Below are 26,884 nucleotides of genomic sequence, written 5' to 3' on the forward strand. Positions count from 1 at the left end.
CCACCAAGCAAGAAACAGCATAATAGGTGCCGGGAAGAATAAAAACTTAAGCTTCACCGGAACCTATCACCTATTTATTGATGAAGCCTTTGTAATGGCGTTTGATCAAATGGCTCTCGATCTGCTTCATAGTATCCAATGCCACGCCGATTACGATAAGGAGCGCAGTACCACCAATTCGAACTTCTTTGGGCAATCCGGATAAAGCACCGAAGAACATCGGTAGTACAGAGATCAAAGCTAGGAACAACGCGCCTGACATAGTCAAACGAGACATTACTCTAGTCAGATATTTCTCTGTAGCTTTACCAGGACGGATACCTGGGATGTAACCACCATTCTTCTTCATGTTATCGGCCATCTGCTGAGGATTCATCTGCACGAACGTATAGAAGAACGTAAACCCGATGATCATCACTACATACAGAAGCATACCAAGCGGAGCATCGGTTGCCAAATATTTGGTAATCCATTGTGCCCAGGCATGTGTTGACCAGAAACTGGAGAGAACAACTGGGAACTGAAGCAATGATACGGCGAAAATTACCGGAATTACACCAGCCGCATTAATTTTCAGCGGAATATGTGTATTCTGTCCACCGTACATTTTGTTGCCAACTACGCGTTTAGCATATTGAACAGGAATCTTCCGAATACCTTGCTGCACGAAGATAACTGCTGTAATAATCGCTACAATCACAATCAGCACAATAACGACTTTAAGAATATTCAGGAACACCTGATCCGGCTGAATAAAACTTGAGTTAGCCGTACTTGTGATATATCCCGGTATGGCGGCGACGATTCCCGCAAAAATCAGGATCGAAATCCCGTTCCCGATTCCCTTTTCGGTAATCTGTTCACCAAGCCACATCAAGAAAGAAGTACCTGCCGTCAAGATAATGGCAACCAGCAAGTAATCAGCAAATGTCGCATTCGGCATCATTTGAGTATTGTATATCCGGTTAAACCCTATCGACGTAGCAAAACCTTGGATCAGGGCTAATATCACTGTACCGTAACGAGTGATTTGCGCCAATTGTTTTTTTCCGTGCTCCCCTTGTTTAGCCCATTCAGCAAACTTAGGAACAACATCCATCGACAGCAATTGCACGATGATGGATGCTGTAATGTACGGATAAATACTGATCGCAAATATCGAGAAGTTTTTGAGCGCTCCGCCCGAGAAGGTGTTCAATAGTCCCATCAAAGCGTCACCGCTCTGATTTGCTGTTGCCAGTACATCTTTGTTTACACCAGGAACCGGAACAAACGAACCGATACGGTAGATAAACAGAATGAACAAGGTAAACAGGATCTTTTTGCGCAAATCTTCAACATGCCAGATATTCTTAAGCGTCTTGAACATTAGATCACCTCGGTTTTACCGCCGGCAGCCTCGATTTTCTCTACCGCAGATTGAGAGAACTTATTTGCTTGTACAGTCAATTTTACGGTCAACTCACCGTTGCCGAGAATCTTGATGCCGCTTTTGGAATTCTTGACAACACCAGTTTCAAGCAACAACTGCGGAGTCACTTCAGTTCCTTCTGCAAAGCTATTCAGATCTTCCAGGTTCACAATCGCATACTCTTTACGGGTAGGATTGACGAAACCACGTTTAGGCAGACGACGATAGAGCGGATTTTGTCCACCCTCGAAGCCCGGACGAACACCACCGCCAGAACGTGAGTTTTGACCTTTGTGACCGCGACCGGAAGTTTTACCATTTCCGCTACTAGGACCACGACCAACGCGATTGCGTTCTTTGCGGGAACCAGGAGCTGGAGCAAGTTCATGTAACTTCATCGTTTGCACCTCCTTATGTTTGTTAATTTATGCGAGGCGTTTAGCCTTCAATTTCAGTTACAGATAGCAAGTGACTCACTTTATTGATCATTCCGCGAATTGCAGGACTGTCATTGTGAACCACTGTCGTGTTGAGTTTACGCAGGCCGAGCGTCTTAACAGTAACACGTTGTGTTTCTGGACGTCCGATTACACTACGTACGAGGGTAATTTGCAATTTTGCCATTGACGTTCCCCTCCTTAACCGCGCAATTCTTCGACAGATTTGCCGCGAAGTTTCGCGACCTCTTCAATGCGTTTCAGACGGGAAAGTCCCTCCAAAGTTGCATTGACCATGTTCATGGAATTCGAAGAACCCAGTGATTTTGTCAAAATGTCGCCAACGCCTGCCAATTCCAATACCGCACGAACTGGACCGCCAGCGATAACGCCAGTACCCTCTGATGCTGGTTTCAGCAACACGCGTCCTGCGCCGAAGTGTCCAGTAACGAGATGGGGAATCGAAGTTCCTACGATTGGGATGTGAATCAGGTTTTTCTTGGCGTCTTCAATGCCTTTACGGATGGCATCCGGAACTTCGCCGGCTTTACCGATACCAGCACCGACGTAGCCGTTGCCGTCGCCCACAACAACAAGTGCACTAAAGCTGAAACGGCGTCCGCCTTTTACAACTTTTGCAACACGGTTAATGTGTACAACTCTTTCTGTCAGTTCTAAACTGTTCGGATCTACACGCAAGTCGTTAACCTCCTTTTAAGAATTATTCTAGAATTCAAGACCAGCTTCACGAGCTGCATCAGCCAATGCTTGAATCCGTCCATGGTACAAGTAACCTCCGCGGTCGAATACGACCACTGCATATCCTTTTTCTTTGGCACGCTCAGCGACCAATTGGCCAACTTTCGCTGCAGCTTCAACGCTACCGCCATTACCGATATTAGCGCTCAGATCTTTATCAAGTGTAGAAGCGGATACGATAGTAACCCCTTTAACATCATCGATCAGTTGAGCGTAGATGTGTTTCGAAGAACGGAATACGTTCAAACGTGGACGCTCAGTAGTTCCCTGGATCTTCTTACGAACACGCAGGTGTCTTTTGAGACGAGCCTTGTTTTTATCTTCTTTTGTAATCATGACTTCCCTTTCACTCCCTTCAGTTTGCCGTAAACAGCTTCACTTTAAGATGCACGGGGTATCTTACAATTAAGTTTAAACTGGTTATTTCTTCTTACCAGCTTTACCTTCTTTGCGGATGATACGCTCGCCTTCATATTTGATACCTTTACCTTTATACGGTTCTGGTTCACGAACGGAACGGATTTTAGCAGCGTATGCGCCAACGCGTTCTTTATCGATACCTTTAACGATGATCTTCGTGTTCGCAGGAACTTCGAACTCGATACCAGCTTCCGGTGTAATTTCAACCGGGTGGGAATAACCAACGTTCAGAACGATTTTATCTCCGGATTTGCTTGCACGATATCCGACCCCAACCAGTTCCAGAGATTTCGAGAAACCTTCAGTCACACCTGCTACCATGTTGTTGACAACGGAGCGGGTTGTGCCGTGAAGTGAACGATGCAATTTGTTATCCGACGGGCGAACAACGGTAATTTCGTTATTTTCAACTGTAACCTTCATGTCTTTATGAAGCTCACGAGTCAAAGAACCTTTTGGACCTTTTACTGTAATAACGGCGTTGTCCAAAGTGACATCTACACCGCTAGGTACTGCGATTGGTTTGCGACCAATACGAGACATGTGTTGCACCTCCTTATCTTGTGACGTTTATTACCAAATGTAGCAGACAACTTCTCCGCCAGATTTTGATTGACGAGCTTCTTTGTCGGTCATAACTCCCTTAGATGTGGAGATAATCGCGATTCCTAGACCACCGAGTACACGAGGCACTTCATTGCTCTTCGTGTATACGCGAAGGCCTGGTTTACTGATTCTTTTCAAACCAGAAATAACACGCTCTTGGTTAGGGCCGTATTTCAAGAAGATACGGATAATCCCTTGTTTGCTATCTTCAACGAATTCCGCATCGCGGATGAAACCTTCACGCTTCAAAATGTCAGCGATTTGTTTCTTCATAGTAGAAGCAGGCATTTCTACCGTCTCGTGACGCACAATGTTAGCGTTACGAATACGAGTAAGCATATCTGCAATAGGATCAGACATAGTCATGTGTGTAAACCTCCTTCCCGTTTATAAACTTCTTACCAACTTGCTTTTTTCACGCCAGGGATCTGGCCTTTATAAGCTAATTCACGGAAACAAATTCTGCAAATTTTGAACTTTTGCAGTACCGAATGTGGACGACCACAACGTTCGCAACGTGTATATGCACGTACTTTAAACTTAGGCGTACGTTGTTGTTTAACTTTCATCGAAGTTTTTGCCACTTAGCCTGACACCTCCTAAACATTTTCGGAGAAAATGGATTAACCGACTTTATTTTGCGAAAGGCATTCCCAGCTGACCCAGCAGCTCGCGGGATTCCTCGTCCGTCTTAGCAGTCGTTACAATAACGATGTCCATACCGCGGACTTTATCCACTTTGTCATATTCGATCTCGGGGAAGATCAATTGTTCTTTAAGACCAAGTGTGTAGTTACCACGGCCGTCAAAGGCTTTAGTGGAAACACCACGGAAGTCACGTACACGTGGAAGTGTTACGTTGAACAATTTGTCCAAGAAGTAATACATACGCTCTCCGCGCAGTGTTACTTTAACCCCAATCGGCATATTTTCGCGTAGTTTGAAACCAGCGATGGATTTTTTAGCTTTAGTGATTACTGGTTTTTGACCAGCGATCAACTGCATGTCATTAACTGCAGCATCAAGTACTTTGGAGTTTTGAACAGCGTCACCCACACCCATGTTGATGACAACCTTCTCGATCTTAGGCACTTGCATAACAGTTGTATAGTTAAACTTCTGCATCAAAGCAGGTGTAATTTCGTTAAGAAAACGTTCTTTCATTCTTGCTGCCATGAAGATTTAACCTCCTTTCTTAAGGGCTAGATTAGTCGATAATCTCTCCGGATCTTTTAGCAATCCGAACTTTTTTACCATTGTCCAAAACTTTGTAACCGATACGGGTTACTTTGCCGGTCTTCGGATCGATGTGCATTACGTTGGACACATGAATCGAAGCTTCCTGCTCAATAATTCCACCCTGTGGATTCAGCTGGTTCGGCTTTTGGTGTTTTTTCACCATATTGACGCCTTCTACCAGAACGCGGTTTTCACGAGGATAAGCAGCGATGACACGGCCTTTTTTGCCTTTGTCTTTACCACTGATCACAAGCACCACGTCATCTTTCTTCACGTGCAGTTTATTGTTATGGGATTCCAGAACTTTTTTCACTCTAGGCATTTATTACACCTCCTATAACTAACCTTCAACTTATTGGTGCCGTGTTTATTAGATAACTTCCGGTGCCAAGGAAACGATCTTCATGTAGTCTTTATCGCGAAGTTCGCGAGCAACTGGTCCAAAGATACGTGTTCCACGAGGGCTTCTGTCGTCTTTAACAACAACAGCTGCATTTTCGTCGAATGCGATGTAAGATCCATCTTTACGACGAACGGAACGTTTCGTACGAACAACTACCGCTCTAACAACATCACCTTTTTTGACAACGCCGCCTGGTGTTGCTTGTTTAACGGAACAAACGATCAAATCACCGATTGCTGCTGTACGGCGTCCAGTACCACCCAGTACGCGGATACACATCAGTTCCTTCGCACCAGAGTTGTCAGCCACATGCAAACGTGTAAATGGTTGAATCATTATAATTTCCTCCTTCCGGAAAAACTCTCTTGATTATCTTAGATGATAACCGCTGCTTCTACCACTTCAACTAGTCTCCAACGTTTGTCCTTAGACAACGGACGAGTTTCCATGAGTTTTACGGTATCGCCAATCTTTGCAACATTTCCCTCATCATGTGCTTTGAATTTCTTCGTAGACTTGATGCGTTTGTGGTACAAATTGTGTTTCTTATAGGTTTCAACAGCAACTACGATGGTTTTATCCATTTTATCACTGACCACTTTACCGATTAGCACTTTACGTGCATTACGTTCTTCACTCATTAGTTAGCCTCCTTCCTGAATACGGATCTGCGATCCGTCTCACTTAACTAATCCCAAGCACTCTTTGATGGATCACGGTTTTAGCACGAGCTATTTCCTTACGCACGTCACGAATCCGAGTTGGGTTGTCCAATTGGCCAGTTGCCAATTGAAAACGGAGATTAAAAAGTTCCTCTTTGAATCCAGCGATCTTTTGTTCAATCTCAGCAGTGGTTAAGTTGCGAAGTTCATTAGCTTTCATTTGCTTCACCACCCAATTCTTCACGTTTCACAAACTTAGTCTTTACAGGCAGCTTGTGAGCGGCAAGACGCATCGCTTCACGAGCGATTTCTTCCGACACGCCTCCGAGTTCGAACATAATCTTGCCCGGTTTAACTACGGCTACCCATTTCTCAACGTTACCTTTACCACTACCCATACGAACCTCGAGAGGCTTTTGAGTAATAGGTTTATCTGGGAAAATCTTGATCCAAACTTGACCGCCACGTTTGATATAACGTGTCATCGCGATACGAGCAGCTTCGATCTGACGGTTAGTGATCCAAGACGGTTCAAGTGCAACCAGGCCGAATTCGCCGAAGTTCAATTCAGTACCGCCTTTTGCCATACCCTTCATGTGTCCGCGTTGTTGCTTGCGGTGTTTTACGCGTTTTGGTACCAACATGATTAGTTGCCTCCTTCCTGAGCAGCTTGTTTCTTAGCTGGGGGAAGAACTTCTCCACGGTAGATCCATACTTTTACGCCGATAAGACCGTAAGTTGTATGTGCTTCAGCCGTTCCGTAATCGATATCGGCACGAAGCGTATGAAGTGGAACTGTTCCTTCGCTATAACCTTCTGAACGAGCAATCTCAGCTCCGCCAAGACGTCCGCCCACTTGAGTTTTAATCCCTTTTGCGCCAGAACGCATAGTTCTTTGAATCGCTTGTTTGAGGGCACGACGGAACGATACACGACGTTCCAATTGTTGAGCAATGCTCTCAGCTACAAGAATTGCATCCAATTCAGGGTGCTTGATTTCATTGATGTTGATGTGTACTTTTTTGCCACCAGCGATTGCTGTAACTGCGCTGCGAAGTACTTCTACTTCTGCTCCGCCTTTACCAATAACCATACCTGGTTTAGCTGTATGAATTGTAACGTTCACGCGGCTAGCCGCTCTTTCGATCTCGATATGGGAAACAGCGGAATCCTTCAATTTGCCTTTAAGGTATTCCCGGATTTTGACGTCTTCCATCAGAAGAGTACCGAAATCTTTTCCTGCATACCATTTAGATTCCCAATCGCGAATAATACCGATTCGGAGTCCGATTGGATTTACCTTTTGACCCACGTGTTATCCCTCCTTATTTCTCAGATACCACCAGTGTAATGTGGCTCGTGCGTTTATTAATCCGACTTGCGCGGCCCATGGCGCGCGGACGGAAACGTTTCATAGTAGGTCCTTGGTTAACGAAAACCTCGCTAACGAACAAACTGTTCACGTCCAAAGAATAGTTATGCTCAGCATTCGCAATTGCCGAATTAAGCAACTTTTCAACGACCGGAGAAGCGGATTTCGGAGTGTGGCGAAGAATAGCAATTGCTTCCCCCACTTGCTTACCGCGAATCAAGTCAACAACCAGTTTCGCTTTACGAGCGGAAATTCGCACCGATCTTGCATGTGCTTTTGCTTCCATTGTTTAACCTCCTTTCAAACAGAGACCTTATTATTATCTTCTTGTTTTCTTATCGTCACCCGCGTGGCCTTTGTAAGTACGTGTTGGCGCGAACTCGCCCAACTTGTGACCTACCATATCTTCTGTTACGTATACAGGCACGTGTTTACGGCCGTCATATACACCAAACGTATGTCCGATAAACTGAGGGAAAATGGTTGAGCGACGGGACCAAGTTTTAACAACAACCTTTTTCTCAGCCTCGTTCAGTTCCTCAACTTTTTTAAGCAGGTAGCCATCGATAAACGGCCCCTTCTTTAAACTGCGACCCATGTGTGAATCCTCCCTTCATCCGGTTCTTCAAACCGCGAATCGACGCTTCGCGCTTTATTAACTTGCCAGAAGCGTCTTATTTAGTGCGGCGGCGAACGATATATTTATCAGATGCCTTGTTTTTCTTACGCGTTTTGTAACCAAGGGTTGGTTTGCCCCATGGAGACATTGGCGATTTACGTCCGATTGGAGCGCGACCTTCACCACCACCGTGTGGGTGATCGTTAGGGTTCATTACTACCCCGCGAACTTCAGGACGACGGCCGAGCCAGCGACTACGTCCAGCTTTACCGATTTTGATCAATTCGTGATCTTCGTTACCTACGGAACCGATAGTTGCACGGCATACGCTAAGGATCTTACGAACCTCACCGGATGACAAACGAACGGAACAGTATTTTTCTTCTTTACCAAGCAATTGAGCTTCTGTACCAGCTGCACGAACCAATTGTCCGCCTTTACCTGGTTTCAACTCAATGTTGTGGATAACTGTACCTACTGGAATGTTCTCCAGTGGAAGACTGTTACCAATTTTGATGTCAGCCGCAGGACCGGACTCTACTTTATCCCCAACTCTTAGACCTTTAGGAGCGATGATATAACGTTTCTCTCCATCAGCATAGTGGATCAAAGCAATATTAGATGTGCGGTTCGGGTCATACTCGATTGTAGCAACGCTACCTGGTATGCCGTCTTTAGTCCGCTTGAAGTCGATAATACGGTATTTACGTTTATGTCCGCCGCCATGGTGACGAACCGTAATTTTACCTTGGTTGTTGCGTCCCGCATGTTTGAACAGCGGAGAAAGCAACGATTTCTCTGGCTGGTTTGTTGTAATTTCTTCAAACGTAGACACGGACATAGCGCGTCTTGCCGGAGAGGTCGGTTTGTACTTTTTGATTGGCACTGTAGTTCCCTCCTTACTTCAACAGAGTATTATTCTACCGCTTCAAAAAATTCAAGCGGTTTGCTGTCCGGGCTAAGCTTAACGATGGCTTTTTTCCACTCTGGAGTGTAACCAGAATATTTACCATAACGTTTCAGTTTGCCAGGTACGCGCATTGTGTTCACATTAGTTACTTTTACTTTGAAAATAGCCTCGACAGCTTTTTTGATTTCGGTTTTGTTAGCACGGATATCCACTTCAAAAGCGTATTTCATTTCGCTCATGTAGTCGGAAGTACGTTCCGTAATCACCGGACGTTTGATAATATCACGAGGATCTTTCATTACGCGAACACCTCCTCTACCTTCAGAACTGCTTCTTTAGTGATGATCAGTTTGTCGTACGTCAGTACGTCAAGAACATTAATGCCGTCAGCCGCTACGAATTTCACCCCAGGGATGTTACGAGCGGAAAGTGCTACGTTATCATCATAGCTAGTAGCTACGATCAACGCTTTACGATCTACTTTCAGGTTGTTCAAGATTGCTGCGAATTCTTTCGTCTTCGGAGCATTCATTGTCAAGCTATCCAATACGATAATGTCATTCTCGAGTACTTTCGAGGACAAAGCCGATTTGATCGCCAAACGACGAACCTTCTTAGGCAGTTTCCAGGAATAGCTACGTGGTGTTGGTCCGAAGACAACGCCGCCGCCTTTCCATTGTGGAGAACGAATGGAGCCTTGACGAGCGCGACCTGTACCTTTTTGTTTCCAAGGTTTACGTCCACCGCCACGAACTTCAGAACGTCCTTTTACTTTGTGTGTACCACGACGTAGGGAAGCTCTTTGCATAAGCGCAGCTTCATGTAGAACGTGCTCATTCGGTTCAATACCGAATACTGTATCGCTCAGTTCCACTTCACCAACTTCGTTGCCACTAATATTAAAAAGTGTTACTTTTGGCATTTCATGTTCCTCCTTTCTTCAATAATTATTTCTTAACGGTTTGTTTAACTTTCACGAAGCTGTTTTTAGGACCTGGGATAGCGCCTTTAACCAGCAATACGTTACGTTCAACATCAACCTTGATAATTTCAAGCTTTTGAACCGTAATAGTCGTGTGACCCATATGTCCTGGAAGGCGTTTGCCCTTAGGAACACGGTTAGCTTGGATAGAACCCATGGAACCCGGTCTTCTGTGGTAACGCGATCCGTGTGCCATTGGTCCGCGGCTTTGTCCCCAACGTTTGATGTTACCTTGGAAACCTTTACCTTTAGATGTACCAGTTACGTCAACAAATTCGCCCTCAGCAAAGATATCAGCCTTCAGCTCTTGTCCAACCTCGAGAGACCCGAGATCAACACCGCGAATTTCACGAACGTAGCGCTTAGGTGTTGCATTTGCCTTTTTGGCGTGACCCTGTTCAGGCTTATTGGAGCGTTTTTCTTTTTTATCAGAAAAGCCCAATTGCACTGCTTCATATCCGTCGATATTCAGGTCTTTCTTTTGCAGTACTACACAAGGTCCTGCTTCGATAACAGTAACAGGAATTACGTTACCTTCTGGAGTAAACACTTGAGTCATACCGAGTTTTTTTCCTAAGATACCTTTCAATGTTGACACCTCTTTTCTTTTCCTAAGTTACTTAAAATAGAATTACAATTTGATTTCGATATCTACACCGGACGGTAGATCCAAGCGCATCAAGGCATCCACAGTTTGTGGTGTTGGGTTCACAATATCGATCAAACGTTTGTGAGTCCGTTGTTCAAACTGTTCACGGGAATCCTTGTACTTGTGTACCGCACGGAGAATAGTAATGATTTGCTTCTCAGTTGGTAACGGAATCGGCCCGGACACACCTGCACCCGAACGTTTTGCTGTTTCAACAATCTTCTCAGCGGATTGATCAAGAATTCTGTGGTCGTATGCTTTCAAGCGAATACGAATTTTTTGCTTTGCCATTTTAGTCCCTCCTTCTATCGCCCAATTTGGTATCGGACATACTCCGTGAAAATTTTCTGACCTCGTCCCCATGGCAAAGGGGCCGGGTGTGTCAGTAACCTCTCACATCATCGCAACGTCTCAGAACAACATTTATTATTATATATAATAGGCAGCAGTATTGCAAGCGAAAATAGAAAAACAACGCATATTTTTTTCATGCGCTGTTCTTCTACTATATATATGTTAAAGATTCTCTGTGGCAGACTTAAAAAACTCTGCGGAGGAAGCAGTCTGAGCCGTTGCTGTTCCGATCCCCTCAATGGTTTGGATTAAGGTTCTTATTTCTTCTTCCACTATTACAATCTCCTGTGTACTGCTACGCATAGCGTCTACAATATCAGAGAACAAAAGACTAGTCTCGACCGATTGGTGCTTCCCATTCTTAGTTAACTCCTGCACCTTACGAATCTCTTCTACAACCTGCTGAGTGAGTAGACCTGATTTATTTGTTAGCTCTACGATCTGAATTACAGTACTCTTAGTATCCTCTGCAAGTCGGCTAACTTCTTGAGCAACCACACTAAAACCTCTACCATGCTCACCGGCTCTAGCGGCTTCAATCGTTGCATTAAGTGAGAGGATTTTAGTCTGATCGGCAATTTCCCTTACTGAGTTCACAATTTTTTGAATTTGCTTAGAGGAATCGCTTAACTCAATGATCGAGTCTTCCATCTCACTGGTGGTCTGATATATAAGATTAATTTGCTCAGTCAAATCACCCAAGTGTTCATGCCCATCTGTAGCTAATCCCTGTGACTCCAGGGCGGATGCAGCCGTACGTTGGAATGTTCTACTTACTTCATTGCTGCTTGCCACTAGCTGCTTTACAGCAGCATTAGTATCGATGCTATAATCTATCAATTCAACGCTAAACTCTGAAATTTTTTGTTTTAATTCATTTTTCACCAATAGATATTGCTCTTCCTTCTCTTTTATGTTCTCCTTCTCATATTCTTCTAGAACCAGCTGCTGCTCAAGGTTAAGGAGTTTGGTCACGGTCTGAACCACTCGAAGGCGTGTATTATCATCGTTTGTTTCATTATATATAACGCGTATAAATACGTTCTGAAGATTCTGAAAAGCAGATAAGTACCATTTGGGCTCAAGCCCTACTTTTTTATGAATATTAGCGATCATTAGACGCTTTGCTATATACTCATCATCAACCTTTCCATTAAAAATCTCTAGAATATGCCCACGAAGAGTAGTTTTTAACCTGTCTATACTGCTATGCTCTAAAATAATAGCTTCAAGTTTATTTACGCCTAATACCGAATTGTAAAATTGATCAATGATATAGTCTATATTCTGCTCAACAACAGGTTTCACCCTGCGTAGTAAGTTCAAATCTGCTTCAGTTAGATCAATCATTCTCATCTGCTCGTTAAGCTCACCATGTCCCTCCAGCTTATGAAAAGACCCTGCCACAGAATGATTCTGATCCTTGAAGTCTAAGGAATGAGAGGCAGGAGAATCCACATTATTATTACGTGCAGTTAACGCATGCATGAAGGAAAAAGGACATTTCCCCATATTACCACTCTCCCACAATTCCTATTATTTTACATTATTATTCCTCCTTCATTTTACTCTATCATTAGTATAATTGTAAACAATTGATTGTTGTAATTTGACGAATTATGTAGAAAAAGATCATATTGTTATACTTTATTATCAATTGGTGTCGAATAATACATTATTCTCAGAAAAAACAAAAAAGCCCCTGATTCTCCGCAAGAAGAATCAGGGGTGTTTGTAATTCGGAATCTACCCGCAGATAGAAGTCGAATTATTATTTTTGGATAGAAGCTACGCTACCAGCACCAACTGTACGGCCACCTTCGCGAATGGAGAATTTAGTACCTTCTTCAATAGCGATTGGGGAGATCAGTTGTACGGTTACGGAGATGTTATCACCAGGCATAACCATTTCAGTACCTTCTGGCAAGTTGATGATACCAGTTACGTCAGTTGTACGGAAGTAGAACTGTGGACGGTATCCAGTGAAGAAAGGCTTGTGACGGCCACCTTCTTCTTTTGTCAGAACGTAAATTTGAGCAGTGAACTCAGTGTGTGGTTTAACGGAGTTCGGCTTAGCCAATACTTGGCCACGCTCGATCATGTTACGGTCAACACCACGAAGCAATGCTCCGATGTTGTCCCCAGCTTGAGCGGAATCCAGCAATTTACGGAACATTTCTACGCCCGTAACTACGGATTTCTTAGTATCTTCGTGAATACCAACGATTTCGATTTCTTCTCCGACTTTAACTGTTCCGCGTTCTACGCGACCAGTTGCCACAGTACCACGGCCAGTGATGGAGAATACGTCTTCGACAGGCATCAAGAAAGGCTTGTCAGTTTGACGCTCAGGAAGTGGAATGTACTCATCGATTGTTTCAAACATTTCGATGATTTTTTTAGCGTAATCGCCATCTGGGTTTTGCAGAGCTTCACGAGCAGAACCACGGATGATTGGAGTATCGTCGCCTGGGAAGTCATACTCGCTAAGCAAGTCGCGAACTTCCATTTCAACCAATTCCAACAACTCTTCGTCTTCAACCATGTCGCATTTGTTCAAGAAGACAACGATGTAAGGAACGCCTACTTGACGGGACAACAGGATGTGCTCGCGAGTTTGTGGCATTGGGCCATCAGCTGCGGATACAACCAGGATAGCTCCGTCCATTTGCGCTGCGCCAGTGATCATGTTTTTAACATAGTCGGCGTGACCAGGGCAGTCTACGTGAGCGTAGTGACGGTTAGGAGTTTCATATTCAACGTGGGAAGTGGAGATTGTGATACCACGTTCGCGCTCTTCAGGAGCTTTGTCGATTTGATCGAATGCGATAGCTGCGCCACCGTAAGTTTTGGACAATACAGTAGTGATTGCAGCAGTCAGAGTCGTTTTACCATGGTCGACGTGACCAATAGTACCGATGTTAACGTGCGGTTTGTTACGTTCAAACTTTGCCTTTGCCATTTGAACAGTTCCTCCTTAATGTGGGGTTCCTTATATTTGAGCCGCCCGCATACCTGTAATCTTAGATGACTGAGTGTTTATACCCGGGACGGCAAGTTAAAACTGGTAATTATTCAGCGCCTTTGTTCTTTGCAGCGATCTCTTCCGCAATGGATTTAGGAACTTCTTCATAGTGAGAAAGCTCCATTGAGAATACGCCACGTCCTTGTGTACCAGAACGAAGTGTTGTAGAGTATCCGAACATTTCGGAAAGAGGCACCTTAGCACGGATAATTTGCGCTCCACCACGGGAATCCATACCTTCGATACGGCCACGGCGGGAGTTCAGCATACCCATTACATCACCCATATATTCCTCAGGAACAGTTACTTCTACTTTCATGATTGGCTCAAGCAGGACAGGCTTACACTTGTCTTTAGCTGCTTTGAGTGCCATCGAACCGGCAATTTTAAATGCCATTTCGTTGGAATCGACATCATGATAAGAACCATCTACGATGGTAGCTTTAACGTCTACTAGCGGGAAGCCAGCAAGTACGCCGTTTTTCATTTGTTCTTCAATACCCGCAAGTGCAGGAGCGATGTACTCTCTAGGAACCGAGCCACCAACAACTTTACTTTCGAATTTGCTACCAGTACCTGGTTCGAGGGGTTCAAATTCAACCCATACGTGACCGTATTGACCACGACCACCAGATTGGCGTACAAATTTACCTTCGACTCGAGCAGGTGCCTTGAACGTTTCGCGGTAAGCTACCTGTGGTTTACCCACATTGGTTTCTACTTTGAACTCACGACGCATACGGTCGATGATGATGTCCAAGTGAAGTTCACCCATACCAGCCAGGATTGTTTGGCCTGTTTCTTCATCAGTGTGAGCACGAAGAGTTGGATCCTCTTCAGTCAACTTTCCGAGAGCAACGCCCATTTTATCTTGGTCAGCTTTAGTTTTTGGTTCAACAGCGATCTCGATAACTGGATCAGGGAAGTTCATTGATTCCAGAATTACTGGATTCTTCTCATCACACAGTGTATCACCTGTACTGGTATCTTTCAAACCAACAGCAGCTGCGATGTCGCCAGAATACACGATGGAAATTTCTTGACGGCTGTTCGCATGCATTTGAAGGATACGACCAATACGTTCACGCTTGTTCTTAGTAGCATTAACTACGTATGATCCGGACTCAAGTACGCCTGAGTAAACACGGAAGAACGTAAGTTTACCAACATAAGGGTCTGTCATGATTTTAAATGCCAAAGCTGCAAACGGCTCTTCATCCGAAGAGTGACGAACAGCTTCTGTACCGTCATCAAGATGTCCAGTAATAGCTGGAACGTCAAGAGGAGATGGCAAGTAATCAACAACAGCATCCAGCATAAGCTGAATCCCTTTGTTTCGGTAGGAAGATCCAGCAATTACAGGGAACAATTTAACTTCAACTACGCCTTTGCGAATTGCAGCTTTAATTTCCGGAATTGTAATTTCTTCGCCTTCCAAATACTTCATAGTCAGATCCTCATCAAGTTCAGCAACTTTCTCGATCAACTCGAGACGCAGCTCCTCAACTTTGGCCAAATATTCTTCCGGAATATCCGTTACTTCGATGTTTTGGCCCAGATCATCTCTGAACATGTGTGCTTTTTGCTCAACTAGGTCGATAATACCAGTGAAATCACTTTCTGCACCAATTGGCAATTGAATAGCAACTGCATTGGCTTGAAGGCGATCACGCATAGTTTCGATTACGTTAAGGAAATCCGCACCGATAATGTCCATTTTGTTTACATATGCAATCCGGGGAACGTTATAACGGTCAGCTTGTCTCCATACGGTTTCAGACTGAGGCTCAACGCCCTCTTTTGCACTAAATACACCAACTGCCCCATCCAATACACGCAGGGAACGTTCAACTTCAACAGTGAAGTCAACGTGTCCTGGGGTATCAATGATATTGATGCGGTGACCTTTCCACGCAGCAGTCGTAGCAGCGGACGTAATCGTGATTCCGCGCTCTTGTTCTTGCTCCATCCAGTCCATTGTAGCAGCACCCTCGTGAACTTCACCGATTTTGTGCGTACGGCCTGTATAGAAAAGAATCCGCTCTGTGGTAGTTGTTTTACCAGCATCAATATGCGCCATGATCCCGATGTTACGTGTATTTTTTAAGGAGAACTCTCTAGCCATGAAATGGATCTCCCTTCAAAATATAAGTTATTTGAATGACCTTTATCCTACCAACGGTAGTGAGCGAACGCTTTGTTTGCTTCAGCCATTTTGTGTGTATCTTCACGTTTCTTAACAGAAGCGCCTGTGTTGTTGGAAGCGTCGATGATCTCAGCCGCCAAACGCTCTTCCATAGTCTTCTCACCGCGGTTGCGAGAGTAGTTTACGAGCCAACGTAATCCCAGAGCAGTACGTCTCTCTGGTTTAACCTCGATAGGTACTTGATAGTTAGCACCACCGACACGACGAGCTTTGACTTCCAAAACCGGCATGATATTCTTGATGGCAGCTTCGAAAACTTCCATCGGATCTTTACCCGTACGTTCTTCAATCAATTTGAATGAATTGTACAGAATGCTTTGAGCGACACCTCTTTTACCACCCAGCATAATGCGGTTAATCAAACGAGTAACCAACTTGCTATTATACAACGGATCTGGCAATACGTCTCTCTTTGTAACTGGACCTTTGCGTGGCATGGATATCCCCCTTTCTTAAATGTTTATTATTCAGATATTGTTATCTTACTTCTTAGCTTTAGGACGTTTTGCACCGTATTTAGAACGAGCTTGCATCCGGTTAGCTACACCTGCTGTATCCAAAGCACCACGAACGATATGGTAACGAACCCCTGCAAGGTCCTTTACTTTACCTCCGCGAAGCAATACAACACTGTGCTCTTGTAAGTTATGTCCGATACCCGGGATATAAGCTGTTACCTCGAGACGGTTCGTCAAACGAACACGGGCATATTTACGAAGCGCTGAGTTTGGTTTACGTGGAGTCATTGTGCCTACACGAGTGCACACACCGCGTTTTTGCGGAGCGCTCAAATTTGTAGCCTCACGCTTGAGGGCGTTATACCCTTTTTGAAGAGCGGGAGATTTAGATTTTTCGATTTTGGCTTGACGGCCTTTACGAACCAATTGGTTAATTGTTGGCATGTTGTTGCCACCCCCTTCCTGAAATGATAGTCGATTTAAGAACTCTAAGCCCACAGACCCAGGCGGTTCATAAAAAGACAAATGAAAAGTTCTTGCCGCTGGTGTTCACCCCAGTACAAAAACATTTCTGTAGCTATTGTTTTAAGACGGCTGCCATCGCAGCGCCAACTTCTATTCCGCAGGCCTTGCCCAAATTCAGCATCGTATCCACATATGTGATCTTAACACCTTGTTTGTTACAAAGCAAAACTATCCTGGAAGTAAGCCTTTGATCTCCGTCCTCTGCCACATAGACTTCTGCGGCTAGGCCCAACTCTACCGCCTTGACGGTTTGTTTGGTACCGATCTTGACCTGAGCATCCTGTAGTCCTCTATCATCAGTCATTCTCTTTACCTCCAATGAACAAGGATAACATGGCTACTCACGCACCTTAGACATTTTAGCATTATCAATAGATGGTGTCAAGAAATTCAGCAACAATTTTTATAGAAATTATACACAGCAGAACACTCATGCCACACCTATGAGTAGGTATGACATGAGCACACTACCATGATTGCTAATTTATTCAGCAGGAACCGTCTCTAAAGATTCAAGTTCGCTTTCTGCATTTGGATCACTTAGCTTAACGTTACGGTAACGGTTCATCCCAGTACCTGCAGGAATCAACTTACCGATAATAACATTTTCTTTAAGTCCAAGCAACTTATCTACTTTACCTTTGATAGCAGCGTCTGTTAGGACACGAGTAGTTTCTTGGAATGATGCAGCTGACAAGAAGGAATCAGTTTCAAGAGACGCCTTGGTAATACCGAGCAAGACTGGTTTAGCAACAGCAGGCTCTTTACCAGACAAGATAGCTTCCTTGTTAGCACCTTCGTACTCATGAATATCCGCAAATGCACCTGGCAACAGACTTGTGTCACCTGCGTCAATGATACGGATCTTCCGAAGCATTTGCTTGATCATAACTTCAATGTGCTTATCATTGATCTCAACGCCTTGGTTACGGTATACACGCTGTACTTCTTGCAGAATGTAGTTTTGTACCCCACGGATCCCTTTGATACGCAGCATTTCTTTAGGGTCAATCGAACCGTCTGTCAGCTCATCGCCGGCTTCTATTTCTTGGCCTTCGCTAACACGTAGACGTGAACCATAAGTAATGGAATAAGTCTTGGATTCTGCTTCACCTTGAACCTCGATTTCGCGACGGTCTTTGGTTTCACGGATTTCCTTAATTACGCCATCGATCTCACTGATTGTAGCTTGACCTTTAGGGTTACGAGCTTCAAACAACTCCTGAATACGCGGCAAACCTTGAGTGATGTCATCACCAGCAACACCGCCGGTATGGAACGTACGCATTGTAAGCTGGGTTCCTGGTTCACCGATAGATTGTGCGGCAATAATACCAACTGCTTCACCAATCTCAACGTGTTTACCAGTTGCCAAGTTACGTCCGTAACATTTCTTACAAACACCATGACGGGCACGGCAGCTCAGTACAGAACGAATTTGCAGCTTAGTTACACCTGCGTTTACAATTGCCTCCGCTTTATCGGAGTCAATCAAATCATTGCGGTGAACAATGATTTCGCCTGTTTCTGGGTGACGAACAGTTTCGAAGCAGTAACGACCTTCAATACGGTCATACAGATCTTCGATAACTTCTTTACCATCCTGAATACGACTAACTGTGAAGCCTTTATCGGTTCCACAATCTTCTTCACGGACAATAACGTCCTGGGCAACGTCAACAAGACGACGAGTCAGATACCCTGAGTCAGCGGTACGAAGTGCGGTATCGGCAAGACCTTTACGCGCTCCGTGAGTGGAGATAAAGTACTCCAAGACGGTAAGACCTTCACGGAAGTTCGCCTTGATTGGCAATTCGAAAATCCGACCTGAAGGTGTTGCCATCAGACCACGCATCCCACCCAGCTGAGTGATCTGCGATTTGTTACCACGCGCTTTAGAGTCAACCATGAGCATGATAGAGTTGAAACGGTCCATCGACTTAAGCAGGATGTTCGTAAGATCATCCTTAGTCTTCGACCAGATCTCAATAACACGGTCATACCGTTCGTCATTGGTGATCAAACCACGGCGATATTGGTTAGCAACCACATCAACCTTAGCTTCAGACTCTTTCAGGATGGTAACTTTCTCCTCAGGGACAATAACGTCCGACACGGCAACTGTAACACCAGAACGTGTGGAGTAAGTGAATCCGAGTTGTTTAATTTTATCCAAAATCATAGAAGTTTTGGTTGTGTGATAAGTTTCAAAACAACGAGCAATAATCAGACCCAGATATTCTTTACCTACAGCACTGGCTTCTGGAGCGGATTCAATCAGCTCACGAATGTTCGCGCCTTTTTCGTAGATAAAGTATTTCTCTGGTGTGCCGTGCAGCAAGTTAGTTTTGGTTGCTTCGTTGATATAAGGGAAACTACTTGGGTAGATTTCATTAAAAATGATCTTACCGACCGTAGTAATCAACATTGCATTTTGTTGTTCTTCCGTAAAGCATGTTTTGCCAAGTGCTTTAGCCGGAATAGCAACACGAGCATGAAGTCCTGCAGTTCCGCGTTGGTAAGCTGATACAGCTTCGTTAACGGTACGCAGAATCATACCACTACCCTTTTCTTCCTTGTTATCCATGGTCAAGTAGAAAGTACCAAGGACCATATCCTGGGAAGGTGTTACAACTGGCTTACCGTCTTTAGGGTTCAAGATATTACCAGATGCAAGCATAAGAATGCGTGCTTCCGCTTGAGCTTCTGCAGACAGAGGAACGTGCACCGCCATTTGGTCACCGTCAAAGTCGGCATTGTACGCCGTACATACGAGTGGGTGAAGACGAATAGCGTGACCTTCCACCAAAATCGGTTCAAATGCTTGAATACCGAGACGGTGAAGTGTTGGTGCGCGGTTTAGAAGTACTGGGTGTTCTCTAATTACTTCTTCGAGTACATCCCAAACTTCAGGACTTACGCGTTCAACTTTACGTTTCGCGCTCTTTATGTTGTGGGCAAGGCCCTTATTAACCAATTCTTTCATAACAAAAGGCTTGAACAATTCTAACGCCATTTTCTTAGGAAGTCCGCACTGATACATCTTGAGGTACGGTCCTACTACGATAACGGAACGTCCAGAGTAGTCAACCCGTTTACCGAGCAAGTTCTGGCGGAAACGTCCTTGTTTACCTTTCAGCATATGGCTGAGCGATTTAAGCGGACGGTTACCAGGACCGGTTACCGGACGTCCCCGACGGCCGTTATCGATGAGAGCATCGACAGCTTCCTGGAGCATCCGTTTTTCGTTCTGCACGATAATGTCAGGAGCACCGAGATCAAGCAGTCTTTTCAGACGGTTGTTCCGGTTAATAACACGGCGATAGAGATCATTCAAATCAGACGTAGCAAAACGGCCACCATCCAACTGAACCATCGGACGAAGCTCCGGAGGAATAACCGGAAGAACATCCATGATCATCCAATCAGGCTTGTTGCCGGAGTTACGGAATGCTTCAATGACTTCCAGACGTTTGATCGCCCGGTTACGGCGTTGGCCTTGGGCCGTACGCAGTTCTTCTTTGAGGAATTCCAGCTCTTTATCAATGTCGATATCTTGAAGAAGCTTTTTAACAGCTTCAGCACCCATGCCGGCTTGGAAACCATAACCGTATTTTTCACGGTAGCTACGATATTCTTTCTCGGACAGAAGTTGTTTCTTTTCCAGTGGAGTTTCACCTGGATCCGTTACAACATAAGATGCGAAATAGATAATTTCTTCAAGTGATCTTGGAGACATATCTAGTGCAAGCCCCATGCGGCTTGGGATACCTTTGAAATACCAGATATGAGATACCGGAGCAGCCAATTCAATGTGACCCATACGTTCACGACGAACTTTAGCACGGGTAACCTCAACGCCACAACGGTCGCAGACTACGCCCTTATAACGGACACGTTTGTATTTACCGCAATGACATTCCCAGTCTTTTTGTGGTCCAAAGATACGCTCACAGAAAAGACCCTCTTTTTCCGGTTTCAATGTACGATAGTTAATGGTTTCCGGTTTCTTAACTTCTCCGCGGGACCATGAACGAATCTTCTCCGGAGAAGCGAGTCCGATTTTCATAAATTCAAAATTGTTAACGTCCAACAAGGAGCAACCCTCCTTAACCTAATCCTGATTTAGTACCGCTTTGCCCTCTTCTGACTGTTACATCAAAAGAGGGCGTGCGGTCCTTTATAAAATGGAACTTTTAAGCTCCAGCTTGATTATTCTACTCCGACTTCTGAACCTTCTAAATTGAGGCTTAGTTTGTCGCCTGACGTCTCGTCCTCATCGTCCAATTCTCTCATTTCAATTTCCTGCTCGTCACCGCTAAGAATCTTAACATCCATACCCAGGGACTGCAGTTCTTTGATCAATACCTTGAACGACTCAGGAACACCTGGTTCCGGTACATTTTCACCTTTGACAATAGATTCGTACGTCTTCACGCGACCAACCACGTCATCGGATTTCACGGTCAAAATTTCTTGCAATGTATATGCAGCACCGTAAGCTTCAAGCGCCCACACTTCCATCTCCCCGAAACGCTGTCCACCAAATTGAGCTTTACCACCCAATGGTTGCTGCGTAACTAGTGAGTAAGGTCCTGTTGAACGGGCGTGAATCTTATCATCAACCATGTGCGCCAGTTTGATCATGTGCATGACACCAACAGTAACTTCACGTTCGAAGCGTTCACCTGTACGGCCATCATACAGCACGGTTTTACCATTACGCTGCATACCTGCTTCTTCCATCGTATCAAACACGTCGTACTCACGCGCTCCGTCGAATACCGGCGTTGCAATGTGAATTCCCAGACGCAATGCGGCCATACCAATATGGACCTCAAGCACCTGTCCGATGTTCATACGAGAAGGAACGCCCAGAGGGTTAAGAACAACCTGTACTGGCGTACCGTCCGGAAGGAACGGCATATCTTCTTCTGGCAGGATACGGGCAACGACACCCTTGTTACCGTGACGTCCGGCCATCTTGTCACCCTCAGAGATCTTACGTTTCTGAGCGATGTAGACACGAACCAATTGATTTACACCAGGAGGCAGCTCATCGCCGTTCTCACGTGTAAAGACTTTAACGTCCACGATAATACCATCACTACCATGAGGAACGCGTAAAGAGGTATCCCGTACTTCACGAGCTTTCTCACCAAAGATAGCGTGCAGGAGGCGTTCTTCTGCTGTCAGTTCAGTTACACCCTTAGGAGTAACCTTACCCACCAGAATGTCACCAGCGCTGATTTCCGCACCGATGCGGATGATTCCGCGCTCATCAAGATTGCGCAGAGCTTCTTCGCCGACGTTCGGAATATCGCGCGTAATTTCTTCAGGTCCCAATTTAGTGTCGCGAGCTTCAGATTCGTATTCTTCGATATGAATCGAAGTATATACATCTTCCTTAACCAGCTTTTCACTTAACAGGATCGCATCCTCGTAGTTGTAACCTTCCCAAGTCATGAACGCAACGACTACGTTACGGCCAAGAGCAAGTTCGCCCATTTCTGTGGAAGGACCGTCTGCCAGGATATCACCCTTCTTAACAATGTCCCCTCTTTTAGCTAGAGGACGTTGGTTAATACAGGTACCTTGGTTAGAACGCATAAATTTGTGTAATTTATATTTAACGATATCGCCTTTAACTTCCTTGCCTTCGACAGTCTCAACGCGACGCAGCCAAATTTCATTAGCTGAAGAACGTTCGATAATACCGTCATACTTGGAAACGATACATACGCCAGAATCCTTAGCGGATTTATGTTCCATCCCTGTTCCGACCAGCGGAGCTTTTGGAATTAGAAGCGGAACAGCTTGACGTTGCATGTTAGATCCCATCAGTGCGCGGTTGGAGTCATCGTTCTCAAGGAACGGAATGAGCGCCGTAGCGACAGATACAACCTGTTTAGGCGAAACGTCCATGTAATCGACACGATTACTTGGCATCGTTGTAATGTTGTCTGAGTCTTTGTTGTAACGAACGATTACCATGTCTTCTTTAAAGGTGCCATCTTCTTCGATCAACACGTTAGCCTGAGCAACTACATAATTATCTTCCTCATCAGCAGTCAGATAGTCAATTTGCTCCGTCACCTTACCAGTCTTCGGATCCACCCAACGATACGGAGCTTCAATAAAGCCGTATTCATTGATGCGGGCAAAGGTAGACAAGGAGTTGATCAACCCGATGTTTGGACCTTCCGGCGTTTCAATTGGACACATCCGACCGTAGTGACTGTGATGGACGTCACGAACTTCAAAGCCCGCGCGTTCACGTGTCAAACCACCAGGTCCGAGGGCGGACAGACGACGTTTATGCGTAAGTTCCGCAAGCGGGTTCGTCTGATCCATAAATTGAGACAGCTGGGAGCTACCGAAGAACTCTTTAATAGACGCGATGACCGGACGAATATTGATCAGAGCCTGAGGCGTAATCGCATTAGCATCCTGAATCGACATTCTTTCACGTACAACACGTTCCATCCGGGACAAACCGATACGGAACTGATTCTGCAAGAGTTCACCTACAGAACGCAGACGACGGTTACCCAAGTGGTCAATATCATCGGTATTGCCAATTCCGTGAAGCAAATTAATAAAGTAGCTGATTGAGGATATAATATCAGCTTGAGTAATATGCTTAACAGATTTGTCGATATTGCCGTTAGCGATCAGCTTAATAACCCGGCCTTCTTCAATTGGCGAGAATACGTCAATTGTTTGAAGAGGAATATCTTCGCTGTCCATAACTCCACCAGTAACACGGTAGTTTTTAAAGGCAACATTCTTTTCGAAATATGGAATCAATTCATCAAGCAGTCTACGATCGACCATTTGGCCGGATTCTGCCAGGATTTCTCCAGTAGAGTCGTCAACCAAAGGCTGAGCAAGACGTTGATTGAAAAGACGGTTCTTAATGTGTAGCTTTTTATTGATTTTGTAACGGCCTACATTAGCTAGGTCGTAGCGTTTTGGATCAAAGAAACGCGCAACCAGCAAACTTTTGGCATTGTCTAGTGTCGGCGGTTCGCCCGGACGCAAACGCTCATAAATTTCAATAAGCGCCTTCTCCGTGGAGTCCGTGTTGTCTTTATCCAGCGTATTGCGAATATATTCATCATTGCCAAGCAATTCCAGAATTTCGGCATCACTACCGAAACCGAGAGCACGCAAAAGTACGGTAACAGGAATTTTACGAGTCCGATCGATACGAACATACATAATGTCCTTAGCATCGGTTTCAAGTTCCAACCAGGCTCCGCGGTTCGGGATTACTGTGGCGGTGTAGGTTTTTTTGCCGTTCTTATCCACTTTTGTGCTGAAATAGACGCTTGGAGAGCGAACCAACTGGCTGACAATAACCCGTTCCGCACCATTAATAATAAAAGTGCCGGTCTCCGTCATCAGCGGGAAATCTCCCATGAACACTTCCTGCTCTTTAACCTCACCGGTCTCTTTATTAATGAGCCGCACCTTTACACGCAGAGGAGCCGCATACGTTACGTCCCGCTCTTTAGCGTCGTCAACCGTATATTTCGGTTCACCCAGGCTGTAATCAATGAACTCTAGTACCAAATTACCTGTGAAATCCTGGATCGGCGAGATGTCCTGAAACATTTCCCGCAATCCTTCCTCCAAAAACCAATCATAAGATTTTTGTTGGATCTCGATCAGGTTCGGGACCTCGAGTACCTCGTTAATTCTCGCATAGCTCCGCCGAGTGCGTCGACCATACTGAACAAGATGTCCTGCCAACTTTACTCACCCCTCATGTCTACTCACTTAAAAATTGATTGCGAACCCTTGTTTGGAACCGTATAATGGAACCATACTACAAGGATTCAGTCATAAATAAAAGAAAAGCCCTTATCGAAATCTTCGAAAAAAGAGCGCATTTATCCATGACCAAAATACTCCTTATCAAGTAGATTTGCCCAAAACGTACATATTATACGTTACCAAGCAATAGTTTATGCGCTATTATCTATTACCACGTAGCATTCGCTGCGTTAGAGCATAGACAACCAACTCGCAAAAACTTGCCGTGCGGCATGCGCTAGCCGGGCGACAATATATTGCTTGACATTTCAGCAAACTAAAGACATGGAGCCTATCTTAATACTGACATTTTATAATAATACCATTATCACTATCACATGTCAATAACCTATTGTATTTTATTTTTGCGCTTTAATAATACGATAGCCTTTGTCTTTCCCCACTTCTTCCACCATTGAGAACAAGCTTTCTAGTTTTGCCACTGCGGATGGAGCGCCCTGCTTCTTCTGAATCACAATCCACAGATAGCCACCCTCATTTAAATGTTCATACGCATCTTCAAAAATCTTATGCACTACAGCTTTTCCTGCACGAATCGGAGGATTAGTTAGAATCACATCGAACTTCTGCTGCTCATTCAATGCGCCGAGCACATCGCTTTCCATTATCGTAACATTCCGGATTCCATTGTGCTGAGCATTCTCACGCGCCAGTTCTACCGCACGACTGTTAATATCAATCATGGTTACATGTCCTTTGGGAGCTAGGTATGCTGCACTTAATCCAATCGGCCCATAACCACAACCTACATCAAGCACCGCTGAACCGTCCGGAATTATCATAGCTTCAATAAGAACTCGGCTACCGTAATCGATGTCTCCTTTAGAGAATACACCGGCATCGCTCGTAAAACGAAAGCTTTTGCCTCTTAGTACGGTATCAATGCTACGTCTGTCATGACGTACTTCCGGCTGCTGCGAATAATAATGTTGCGACATCTCTTTCCTCCCTTTCCTATTATGTTAGCAGTTGGTATATACGCCCTACTAACTCTATTTATAAAACAAACCCCTTGAACAAGTTCAAGGGGTTTTCAGTAATAGAAGGAATTACTTCACTTCTACAGCTGCGCCTGCTTCTTCCAATTTTGCTTTAGTAGCTTCGGCTTCGTCTTTGCTTACTTTTTCTTTGATTGCTTTTGGTGCGTTGTCTACAAGATCTTTAGCTTCTTTCAAGCCAAGACCAGTGATTTCGCGAACGATTTTGATAACGTTGATTTTGGAAGCGCCAGCGCCTGTCAAAATTACGTCAAATTCGGATTGCTCTTCAGCTACTGCTGCTACTGCACCGCCAGCTGCTACTGGAGCTGCTGCAGTTACGCCGAATTCTTCTTCAATTGCTTTAACCAGGTCGTTCAGTTCCAATACGCTCATGCCTTTAATTGCTTCCAAGATTGCTTCTTTACTCATGATTGAACCTCCATTTTATATTTAAATTTATTTGTGGTATTGATTATGCTGCAAGAGTCAAAGGCTTACGCGCTTTGTTCTTCTTTTTCAGCAACAGCTTTAACTGCAAGCGCGAAGTTGCGCATTGGAGCTTGAAGTACGCTAAGCAGCATGGACAGCAAACCATCGCGGGATGGAAGCTCAGCCAGTGCTTTCAGTTGTTCCGCGTCAATGACACGACCTTCAACTACGCCGCCTTTCAATTTCAAAGCGTCGTTTTTCTTGGCGAAATCGTTCAAAATTTTAGCTGGTGCTACTGCATCAGTTGTGCTGAATGCGATAGCTGTTGGACCAGTCAAAACTTCATCCAATTCACTCAACTCAGCCGCAGCAGTTGCGCGACGCAGCAATGTGTTCTTCAGGACTTGAAACTCAACGCCAGCTTCACGAAGTTGCTTACGCAGTTCAGTCACTTGGGAAACGTTCAATCCACGGTAGTCAGCTACAACAGTCGAAAGACTGTTTTGCAGTTTTGCAGTAACGACGTCAACCGCGTCTTGTTTTGCTTGAATTACTTTTGCATTTGCCAATGTATACACCTCCTGAAAATTTATGTG

At 44.8% G+C, this 26,884-nt stretch carries 33 protein-coding genes; all 33 read right to left on the reverse strand.

All coding sequences use genetic code 11. The features are described 5' to 3' along the window. Nucleotides 1–70: 70 nt before the first annotated feature. Nucleotides 71–1,369: a preprotein translocase subunit SecY gene (gene secY, locus MHH89_RS19250; RefSeq protein ID WP_076194816.1), complete on the reverse strand. Its 1,299-nt coding sequence runs from the start codon at nt 1,367–1,369 to the stop codon at nt 71–73. Next, nucleotides 1,369–1,809 carry a 50S ribosomal protein L15 gene (gene rplO / locus MHH89_RS19255; RefSeq protein ID WP_036680569.1) on the reverse strand — a complete coding sequence of 147 codons (441 nt, stop codon included), beginning with the start codon at nt 1,807–1,809 and terminating at the stop codon, nt 1,369–1,371. The genes secY and rplO overlap by 1 nt, the downstream gene beginning before the upstream one ends. A gap of 40 nt (nt 1,810–1,849) precedes the next feature. Then, nucleotides 1,850–2,035 (reverse strand): 50S ribosomal protein L30, encoded by a 186-nt coding sequence (rpmD, locus tag MHH89_RS19260; RefSeq protein ID WP_036680567.1) that lies wholly within the window; start codon nt 2,033–2,035, stop codon nt 1,850–1,852. A 14-nt stretch (nt 2,036–2,049) separates the two neighbouring features. Then, nucleotides 2,050–2,547: a 30S ribosomal protein S5 gene (rpsE, locus tag MHH89_RS19265; RefSeq protein WP_036652980.1), complete on the reverse strand. Its 498-nt coding sequence runs from the start codon at nt 2,545–2,547 to the stop codon at nt 2,050–2,052. A 27-nt stretch (nt 2,548–2,574) separates the two neighbouring features. Beyond that, nucleotides 2,575–2,943 carry a 50S ribosomal protein L18 gene (rplR, locus tag MHH89_RS19270; RefSeq protein WP_036680564.1) on the reverse strand — a complete coding sequence of 123 codons (369 nt, stop codon included), beginning with the start codon at nt 2,941–2,943 and terminating at the stop codon, nt 2,575–2,577. Between the two features lie 84 nt (nt 2,944–3,027). Next, a complete protein-coding gene (gene rplF / locus MHH89_RS19275) occupies nt 3,028–3,570 on the reverse strand; it encodes a 50S ribosomal protein L6 (protein WP_036680562.1) in 543 nt (180 codons plus the stop codon). 30 nt (nt 3,571–3,600) lie between these two features. After that, nucleotides 3,601–3,999, reverse strand: coding sequence for a 30S ribosomal protein S8 (gene rpsH, locus MHH89_RS19280; RefSeq protein WP_036680560.1), 399 nt, complete (start codon nt 3,997–3,999; stop codon nt 3,601–3,603). 32 nt (nt 4,000–4,031) lie between these two features. Continuing rightward, nucleotides 4,032–4,217 carry a type Z 30S ribosomal protein S14 gene (locus MHH89_RS19285; RefSeq protein ID WP_013312154.1) on the reverse strand — a complete coding sequence of 62 codons (186 nt, stop codon included), beginning with the start codon at nt 4,215–4,217 and terminating at the stop codon, nt 4,032–4,034. Nucleotides 4,218–4,266: 49 nt separating this feature from the next. After that, nucleotides 4,267–4,809 carry a 50S ribosomal protein L5 gene (gene rplE / locus MHH89_RS19290; protein ID WP_036680558.1) on the reverse strand — a complete coding sequence of 181 codons (543 nt, stop codon included), beginning with the start codon at nt 4,807–4,809 and terminating at the stop codon, nt 4,267–4,269. A 31-nt stretch (nt 4,810–4,840) separates the two neighbouring features. Further along, nucleotides 4,841–5,194, reverse strand: coding sequence for a 50S ribosomal protein L24 (rplX, locus tag MHH89_RS19295; RefSeq protein ID WP_076099615.1), 354 nt, complete (start codon nt 5,192–5,194; stop codon nt 4,841–4,843). A gap of 48 nt (nt 5,195–5,242) precedes the next feature. Then, the gene (gene rplN / locus MHH89_RS19300) at nt 5,243–5,611 is read right to left on the reverse strand and encodes a 50S ribosomal protein L14 (RefSeq protein WP_036680556.1); all 369 of its coding nucleotides are present in this window, start codon (nt 5,609–5,611) and stop codon (nt 5,243–5,245) included. 38 nt (nt 5,612–5,649) lie between these two features. After that, nucleotides 5,650–5,916 carry a 30S ribosomal protein S17 gene (gene rpsQ / locus MHH89_RS19305; RefSeq protein WP_036680554.1) on the reverse strand — a complete coding sequence of 89 codons (267 nt, stop codon included), beginning with the start codon at nt 5,914–5,916 and terminating at the stop codon, nt 5,650–5,652. Between the two features lie 43 nt (nt 5,917–5,959). Beyond that, nucleotides 5,960–6,157: a 50S ribosomal protein L29 gene (rpmC, locus tag MHH89_RS19310; protein WP_019908232.1), complete on the reverse strand. Its 198-nt coding sequence runs from the start codon at nt 6,155–6,157 to the stop codon at nt 5,960–5,962. Beyond that, nucleotides 6,147–6,581, reverse strand: a complete 435-nt coding sequence (gene rplP / locus MHH89_RS19315; RefSeq protein WP_036680552.1) for a 50S ribosomal protein L16 — start codon at nt 6,579–6,581, stop codon at nt 6,147–6,149. The genes rpmC and rplP overlap by 11 nt, the downstream gene beginning before the upstream one ends. Nucleotides 6,582–6,583: 2 nt before the next feature. Continuing rightward, nucleotides 6,584–7,249, reverse strand: coding sequence for a 30S ribosomal protein S3 (gene rpsC / locus MHH89_RS19320; RefSeq protein WP_038573452.1), 666 nt, complete (start codon nt 7,247–7,249; stop codon nt 6,584–6,586). A gap of 13 nt (nt 7,250–7,262) precedes the next feature. After that, complete coding sequence (rplV, locus tag MHH89_RS19325) at nt 7,263–7,595, reverse strand: 50S ribosomal protein L22 (protein WP_036680546.1); 333 nt, start codon at nt 7,593–7,595, stop codon at nt 7,263–7,265. A 33-nt stretch (nt 7,596–7,628) separates the two neighbouring features. Next, nucleotides 7,629–7,907 (reverse strand): 30S ribosomal protein S19, encoded by a 279-nt coding sequence (gene rpsS, locus MHH89_RS19330; RefSeq protein WP_036652940.1) that lies wholly within the window; start codon nt 7,905–7,907, stop codon nt 7,629–7,631. A 76-nt stretch (nt 7,908–7,983) separates the two neighbouring features. Beyond that, nucleotides 7,984–8,814 (reverse strand): 50S ribosomal protein L2, encoded by an 831-nt coding sequence (gene rplB / locus MHH89_RS19335; RefSeq protein WP_036680541.1) that lies wholly within the window; start codon nt 8,812–8,814, stop codon nt 7,984–7,986. Nucleotides 8,815–8,843: 29 nt separating this feature from the next. Further along, complete coding sequence (gene rplW / locus MHH89_RS19340; RefSeq protein WP_036680537.1) at nt 8,844–9,137, reverse strand: 50S ribosomal protein L23; 294 nt, start codon at nt 9,135–9,137, stop codon at nt 8,844–8,846. After that, on the reverse strand, nt 9,137–9,760 hold the full coding sequence (gene rplD / locus MHH89_RS19345; protein WP_036680536.1) for a 50S ribosomal protein L4: 624 nt from the start codon (nt 9,758–9,760) through the stop codon (nt 9,137–9,139). Before rplD ends, rplW begins: the two co-directional genes overlap by 1 nt. A gap of 25 nt (nt 9,761–9,785) precedes the next feature. After that, complete coding sequence (rplC, locus tag MHH89_RS19350) at nt 9,786–10,409, reverse strand: 50S ribosomal protein L3 (protein ID WP_036680532.1); 624 nt, start codon at nt 10,407–10,409, stop codon at nt 9,786–9,788. Nucleotides 10,410–10,451: 42 nt separating this feature from the next. Continuing rightward, nucleotides 10,452–10,760: a 30S ribosomal protein S10 gene (rpsJ, locus tag MHH89_RS19355; protein ID WP_017692074.1), complete on the reverse strand. Its 309-nt coding sequence runs from the start codon at nt 10,758–10,760 to the stop codon at nt 10,452–10,454. A 225-nt stretch (nt 10,761–10,985) separates the two neighbouring features. After that, nucleotides 10,986–12,335 (reverse strand): globin-coupled sensor protein, encoded by a 1,350-nt coding sequence (locus MHH89_RS19360; RefSeq protein ID WP_076309048.1) that lies wholly within the window; start codon nt 12,333–12,335, stop codon nt 10,986–10,988. Between the two features lie 259 nt (nt 12,336–12,594). Beyond that, on the reverse strand, nt 12,595–13,785 hold the full coding sequence (gene tuf / locus MHH89_RS19365) for an elongation factor Tu (protein WP_036680523.1): 1,191 nt from the start codon (nt 13,783–13,785) through the stop codon (nt 12,595–12,597). Between the two features lie 109 nt (nt 13,786–13,894). After that, nucleotides 13,895–15,973, reverse strand: a complete 2,079-nt coding sequence (gene fusA, locus MHH89_RS19370) for an elongation factor G (protein WP_036680521.1) — start codon at nt 15,971–15,973, stop codon at nt 13,895–13,897. Between the two features lie 47 nt (nt 15,974–16,020). Beyond that, complete coding sequence (gene rpsG / locus MHH89_RS19375; RefSeq protein ID WP_036680520.1) at nt 16,021–16,491, reverse strand: 30S ribosomal protein S7; 471 nt, start codon at nt 16,489–16,491, stop codon at nt 16,021–16,023. A 45-nt stretch (nt 16,492–16,536) separates the two neighbouring features. Next, nucleotides 16,537–16,956 (reverse strand): 30S ribosomal protein S12, encoded by a 420-nt coding sequence (gene rpsL, locus MHH89_RS19380; RefSeq protein WP_036680518.1) that lies wholly within the window; start codon nt 16,954–16,956, stop codon nt 16,537–16,539. A 133-nt stretch (nt 16,957–17,089) separates the two neighbouring features. Then, nucleotides 17,090–17,341, reverse strand: coding sequence for a ribosomal L7Ae/L30e/S12e/Gadd45 family protein (locus MHH89_RS19385; protein ID WP_038573459.1), 252 nt, complete (start codon nt 17,339–17,341; stop codon nt 17,090–17,092). Between the two features lie 180 nt (nt 17,342–17,521). Beyond that, nucleotides 17,522–21,133: a DNA-directed RNA polymerase subunit beta' gene (gene rpoC, locus MHH89_RS19390; RefSeq protein ID WP_076130019.1), complete on the reverse strand. Its 3,612-nt coding sequence runs from the start codon at nt 21,131–21,133 to the stop codon at nt 17,522–17,524. 116 nt (nt 21,134–21,249) lie between these two features. Then, complete coding sequence (gene rpoB, locus MHH89_RS19395; RefSeq protein WP_038573461.1) at nt 21,250–24,795, reverse strand: DNA-directed RNA polymerase subunit beta; 3,546 nt, start codon at nt 24,793–24,795, stop codon at nt 21,250–21,252. Nucleotides 24,796–25,217: 422 nt separating this feature from the next. Next, nucleotides 25,218–25,817, reverse strand: a complete 600-nt coding sequence (locus MHH89_RS19400) for a class I SAM-dependent methyltransferase (protein WP_076186625.1) — start codon at nt 25,815–25,817, stop codon at nt 25,218–25,220. Between the two features lie 111 nt (nt 25,818–25,928). Continuing rightward, entirely contained in the window at nt 25,929–26,288 is a 360-nt protein-coding gene (rplL, locus tag MHH89_RS19405) for a 50S ribosomal protein L7/L12 (protein ID WP_036680508.1), read from the reverse strand. A gap of 65 nt (nt 26,289–26,353) precedes the next feature. Continuing rightward, on the reverse strand, nt 26,354–26,857 hold the full coding sequence (gene rplJ, locus MHH89_RS19410; protein ID WP_076099619.1) for a 50S ribosomal protein L10: 504 nt from the start codon (nt 26,855–26,857) through the stop codon (nt 26,354–26,356). Nucleotides 26,858–26,884 lie beyond the last annotated feature (27 nt).

Source organism: Paenibacillus sp. FSL H7-0323, assembly GCF_038002725.1.
Lineage (GTDB): Bacteria > Bacillota > Bacilli > Paenibacillales > Paenibacillaceae > Paenibacillus_AQ > Paenibacillus_AQ odorifer.

What these genes read in the sequence shown, in the direction of transcription:
- secY (WP_076194816.1), bottom strand. Translation starts at nt 1,369, where the DNA reads ATGTTCAAGACGCTTAAGAATATCTGGCATGTTGAAGATTTGCGCAAA.
- rplO (WP_036680569.1), bottom strand. Translation starts at nt 1,809, where the DNA reads ATGAAGTTACATGAACTTGCTCCAGCTCCTGGTTCCCGCAAAGAACGC.
- rpmD (WP_036680567.1), bottom strand. Translation starts at nt 2,035, where the DNA reads ATGGCAAAATTGCAAATTACCCTCGTACGTAGTGTAATCGGACGTCCA.
- rplR (WP_036680564.1), bottom strand. Translation starts at nt 2,943, where the DNA reads ATGATTACAAAAGAAGATAAAAACAAGGCTCGTCTCAAAAGACACCTG.
- rplF (WP_036680562.1), bottom strand. Translation starts at nt 3,570, where the DNA reads ATGTCTCGTATTGGTCGCAAACCAATCGCAGTACCTAGCGGTGTAGAT.
- rpsH (WP_036680560.1), bottom strand. Translation starts at nt 3,999, where the DNA reads ATGACTATGTCTGATCCTATTGCAGATATGCTTACTCGTATTCGTAAC.
- rplE (WP_036680558.1), bottom strand. Translation starts at nt 4,809, where the DNA reads ATGGCAGCAAGAATGAAAGAACGTTTTCTTAACGAAATTACACCTGCT.
- rplX (WP_076099615.1), bottom strand. Translation starts at nt 5,194, where the DNA reads ATGCCTAGAGTGAAAAAAGTTCTGGAATCCCATAACAATAAACTGCAC.
- rplN (WP_036680556.1), bottom strand. Translation starts at nt 5,611, where the DNA reads ATGATTCAACCATTTACACGTTTGCATGTGGCTGACAACTCTGGTGCG.
- rpsQ (WP_036680554.1), bottom strand. Translation starts at nt 5,916, where the DNA reads ATGAGTGAAGAACGTAATGCACGTAAAGTGCTAATCGGTAAAGTGGTC.
- rpmC (WP_019908232.1), bottom strand. Translation starts at nt 6,157, where the DNA reads ATGAAAGCTAATGAACTTCGCAACTTAACCACTGCTGAGATTGAACAA.
- rplP (WP_036680552.1), bottom strand. Translation starts at nt 6,581, where the DNA reads ATGTTGGTACCAAAACGCGTAAAACACCGCAAGCAACAACGCGGACAC.
- rplV (WP_036680546.1), bottom strand. Translation starts at nt 7,595, where the DNA reads ATGGAAGCAAAAGCACATGCAAGATCGGTGCGAATTTCCGCTCGTAAA.
- rpsS (WP_036652940.1), bottom strand. Translation starts at nt 7,907, where the DNA reads ATGGGTCGCAGTTTAAAGAAGGGGCCGTTTATCGATGGCTACCTGCTT.
- rplW (WP_036680537.1), bottom strand. Translation starts at nt 9,137, where the DNA reads ATGAAAGATCCTCGTGATATTATCAAACGTCCGGTGATTACGGAACGT.
- rplD (WP_036680536.1), bottom strand. Translation starts at nt 9,760, where the DNA reads ATGCCAAAAGTAACACTTTTTAATATTAGTGGCAACGAAGTTGGTGAA.
- rpsJ (WP_017692074.1), bottom strand. Translation starts at nt 10,760, where the DNA reads ATGGCAAAGCAAAAAATTCGTATTCGCTTGAAAGCATACGACCACAGA.
- MHH89_RS19360 (WP_076309048.1), bottom strand. Translation starts at nt 12,335, where the DNA reads ATGGGGAAATGTCCTTTTTCCTTCATGCATGCGTTAACTGCACGTAAT.
- tuf (WP_036680523.1), bottom strand. Translation starts at nt 13,785, where the DNA reads ATGGCAAAGGCAAAGTTTGAACGTAACAAACCGCACGTTAACATCGGT.
- fusA (WP_036680521.1), bottom strand. Translation starts at nt 15,973, where the DNA reads ATGGCTAGAGAGTTCTCCTTAAAAAATACACGTAACATCGGGATCATG.
- rpsG (WP_036680520.1), bottom strand. Translation starts at nt 16,491, where the DNA reads ATGCCACGCAAAGGTCCAGTTACAAAGAGAGACGTATTGCCAGATCCG.
- rpsL (WP_036680518.1), bottom strand. Translation starts at nt 16,956, where the DNA reads ATGCCAACAATTAACCAATTGGTTCGTAAAGGCCGTCAAGCCAAAATC.
- MHH89_RS19385 (WP_038573459.1), bottom strand. Translation starts at nt 17,341, where the DNA reads ATGACTGATGATAGAGGACTACAGGATGCTCAGGTCAAGATCGGTACC.
- MHH89_RS19400 (WP_076186625.1), bottom strand. Translation starts at nt 25,817, where the DNA reads ATGTCGCAACATTATTATTCGCAGCAGCCGGAAGTACGTCATGACAGA.
- rplL (WP_036680508.1), bottom strand. Translation starts at nt 26,288, where the DNA reads ATGAGTAAAGAAGCAATCTTGGAAGCAATTAAAGGCATGAGCGTATTG.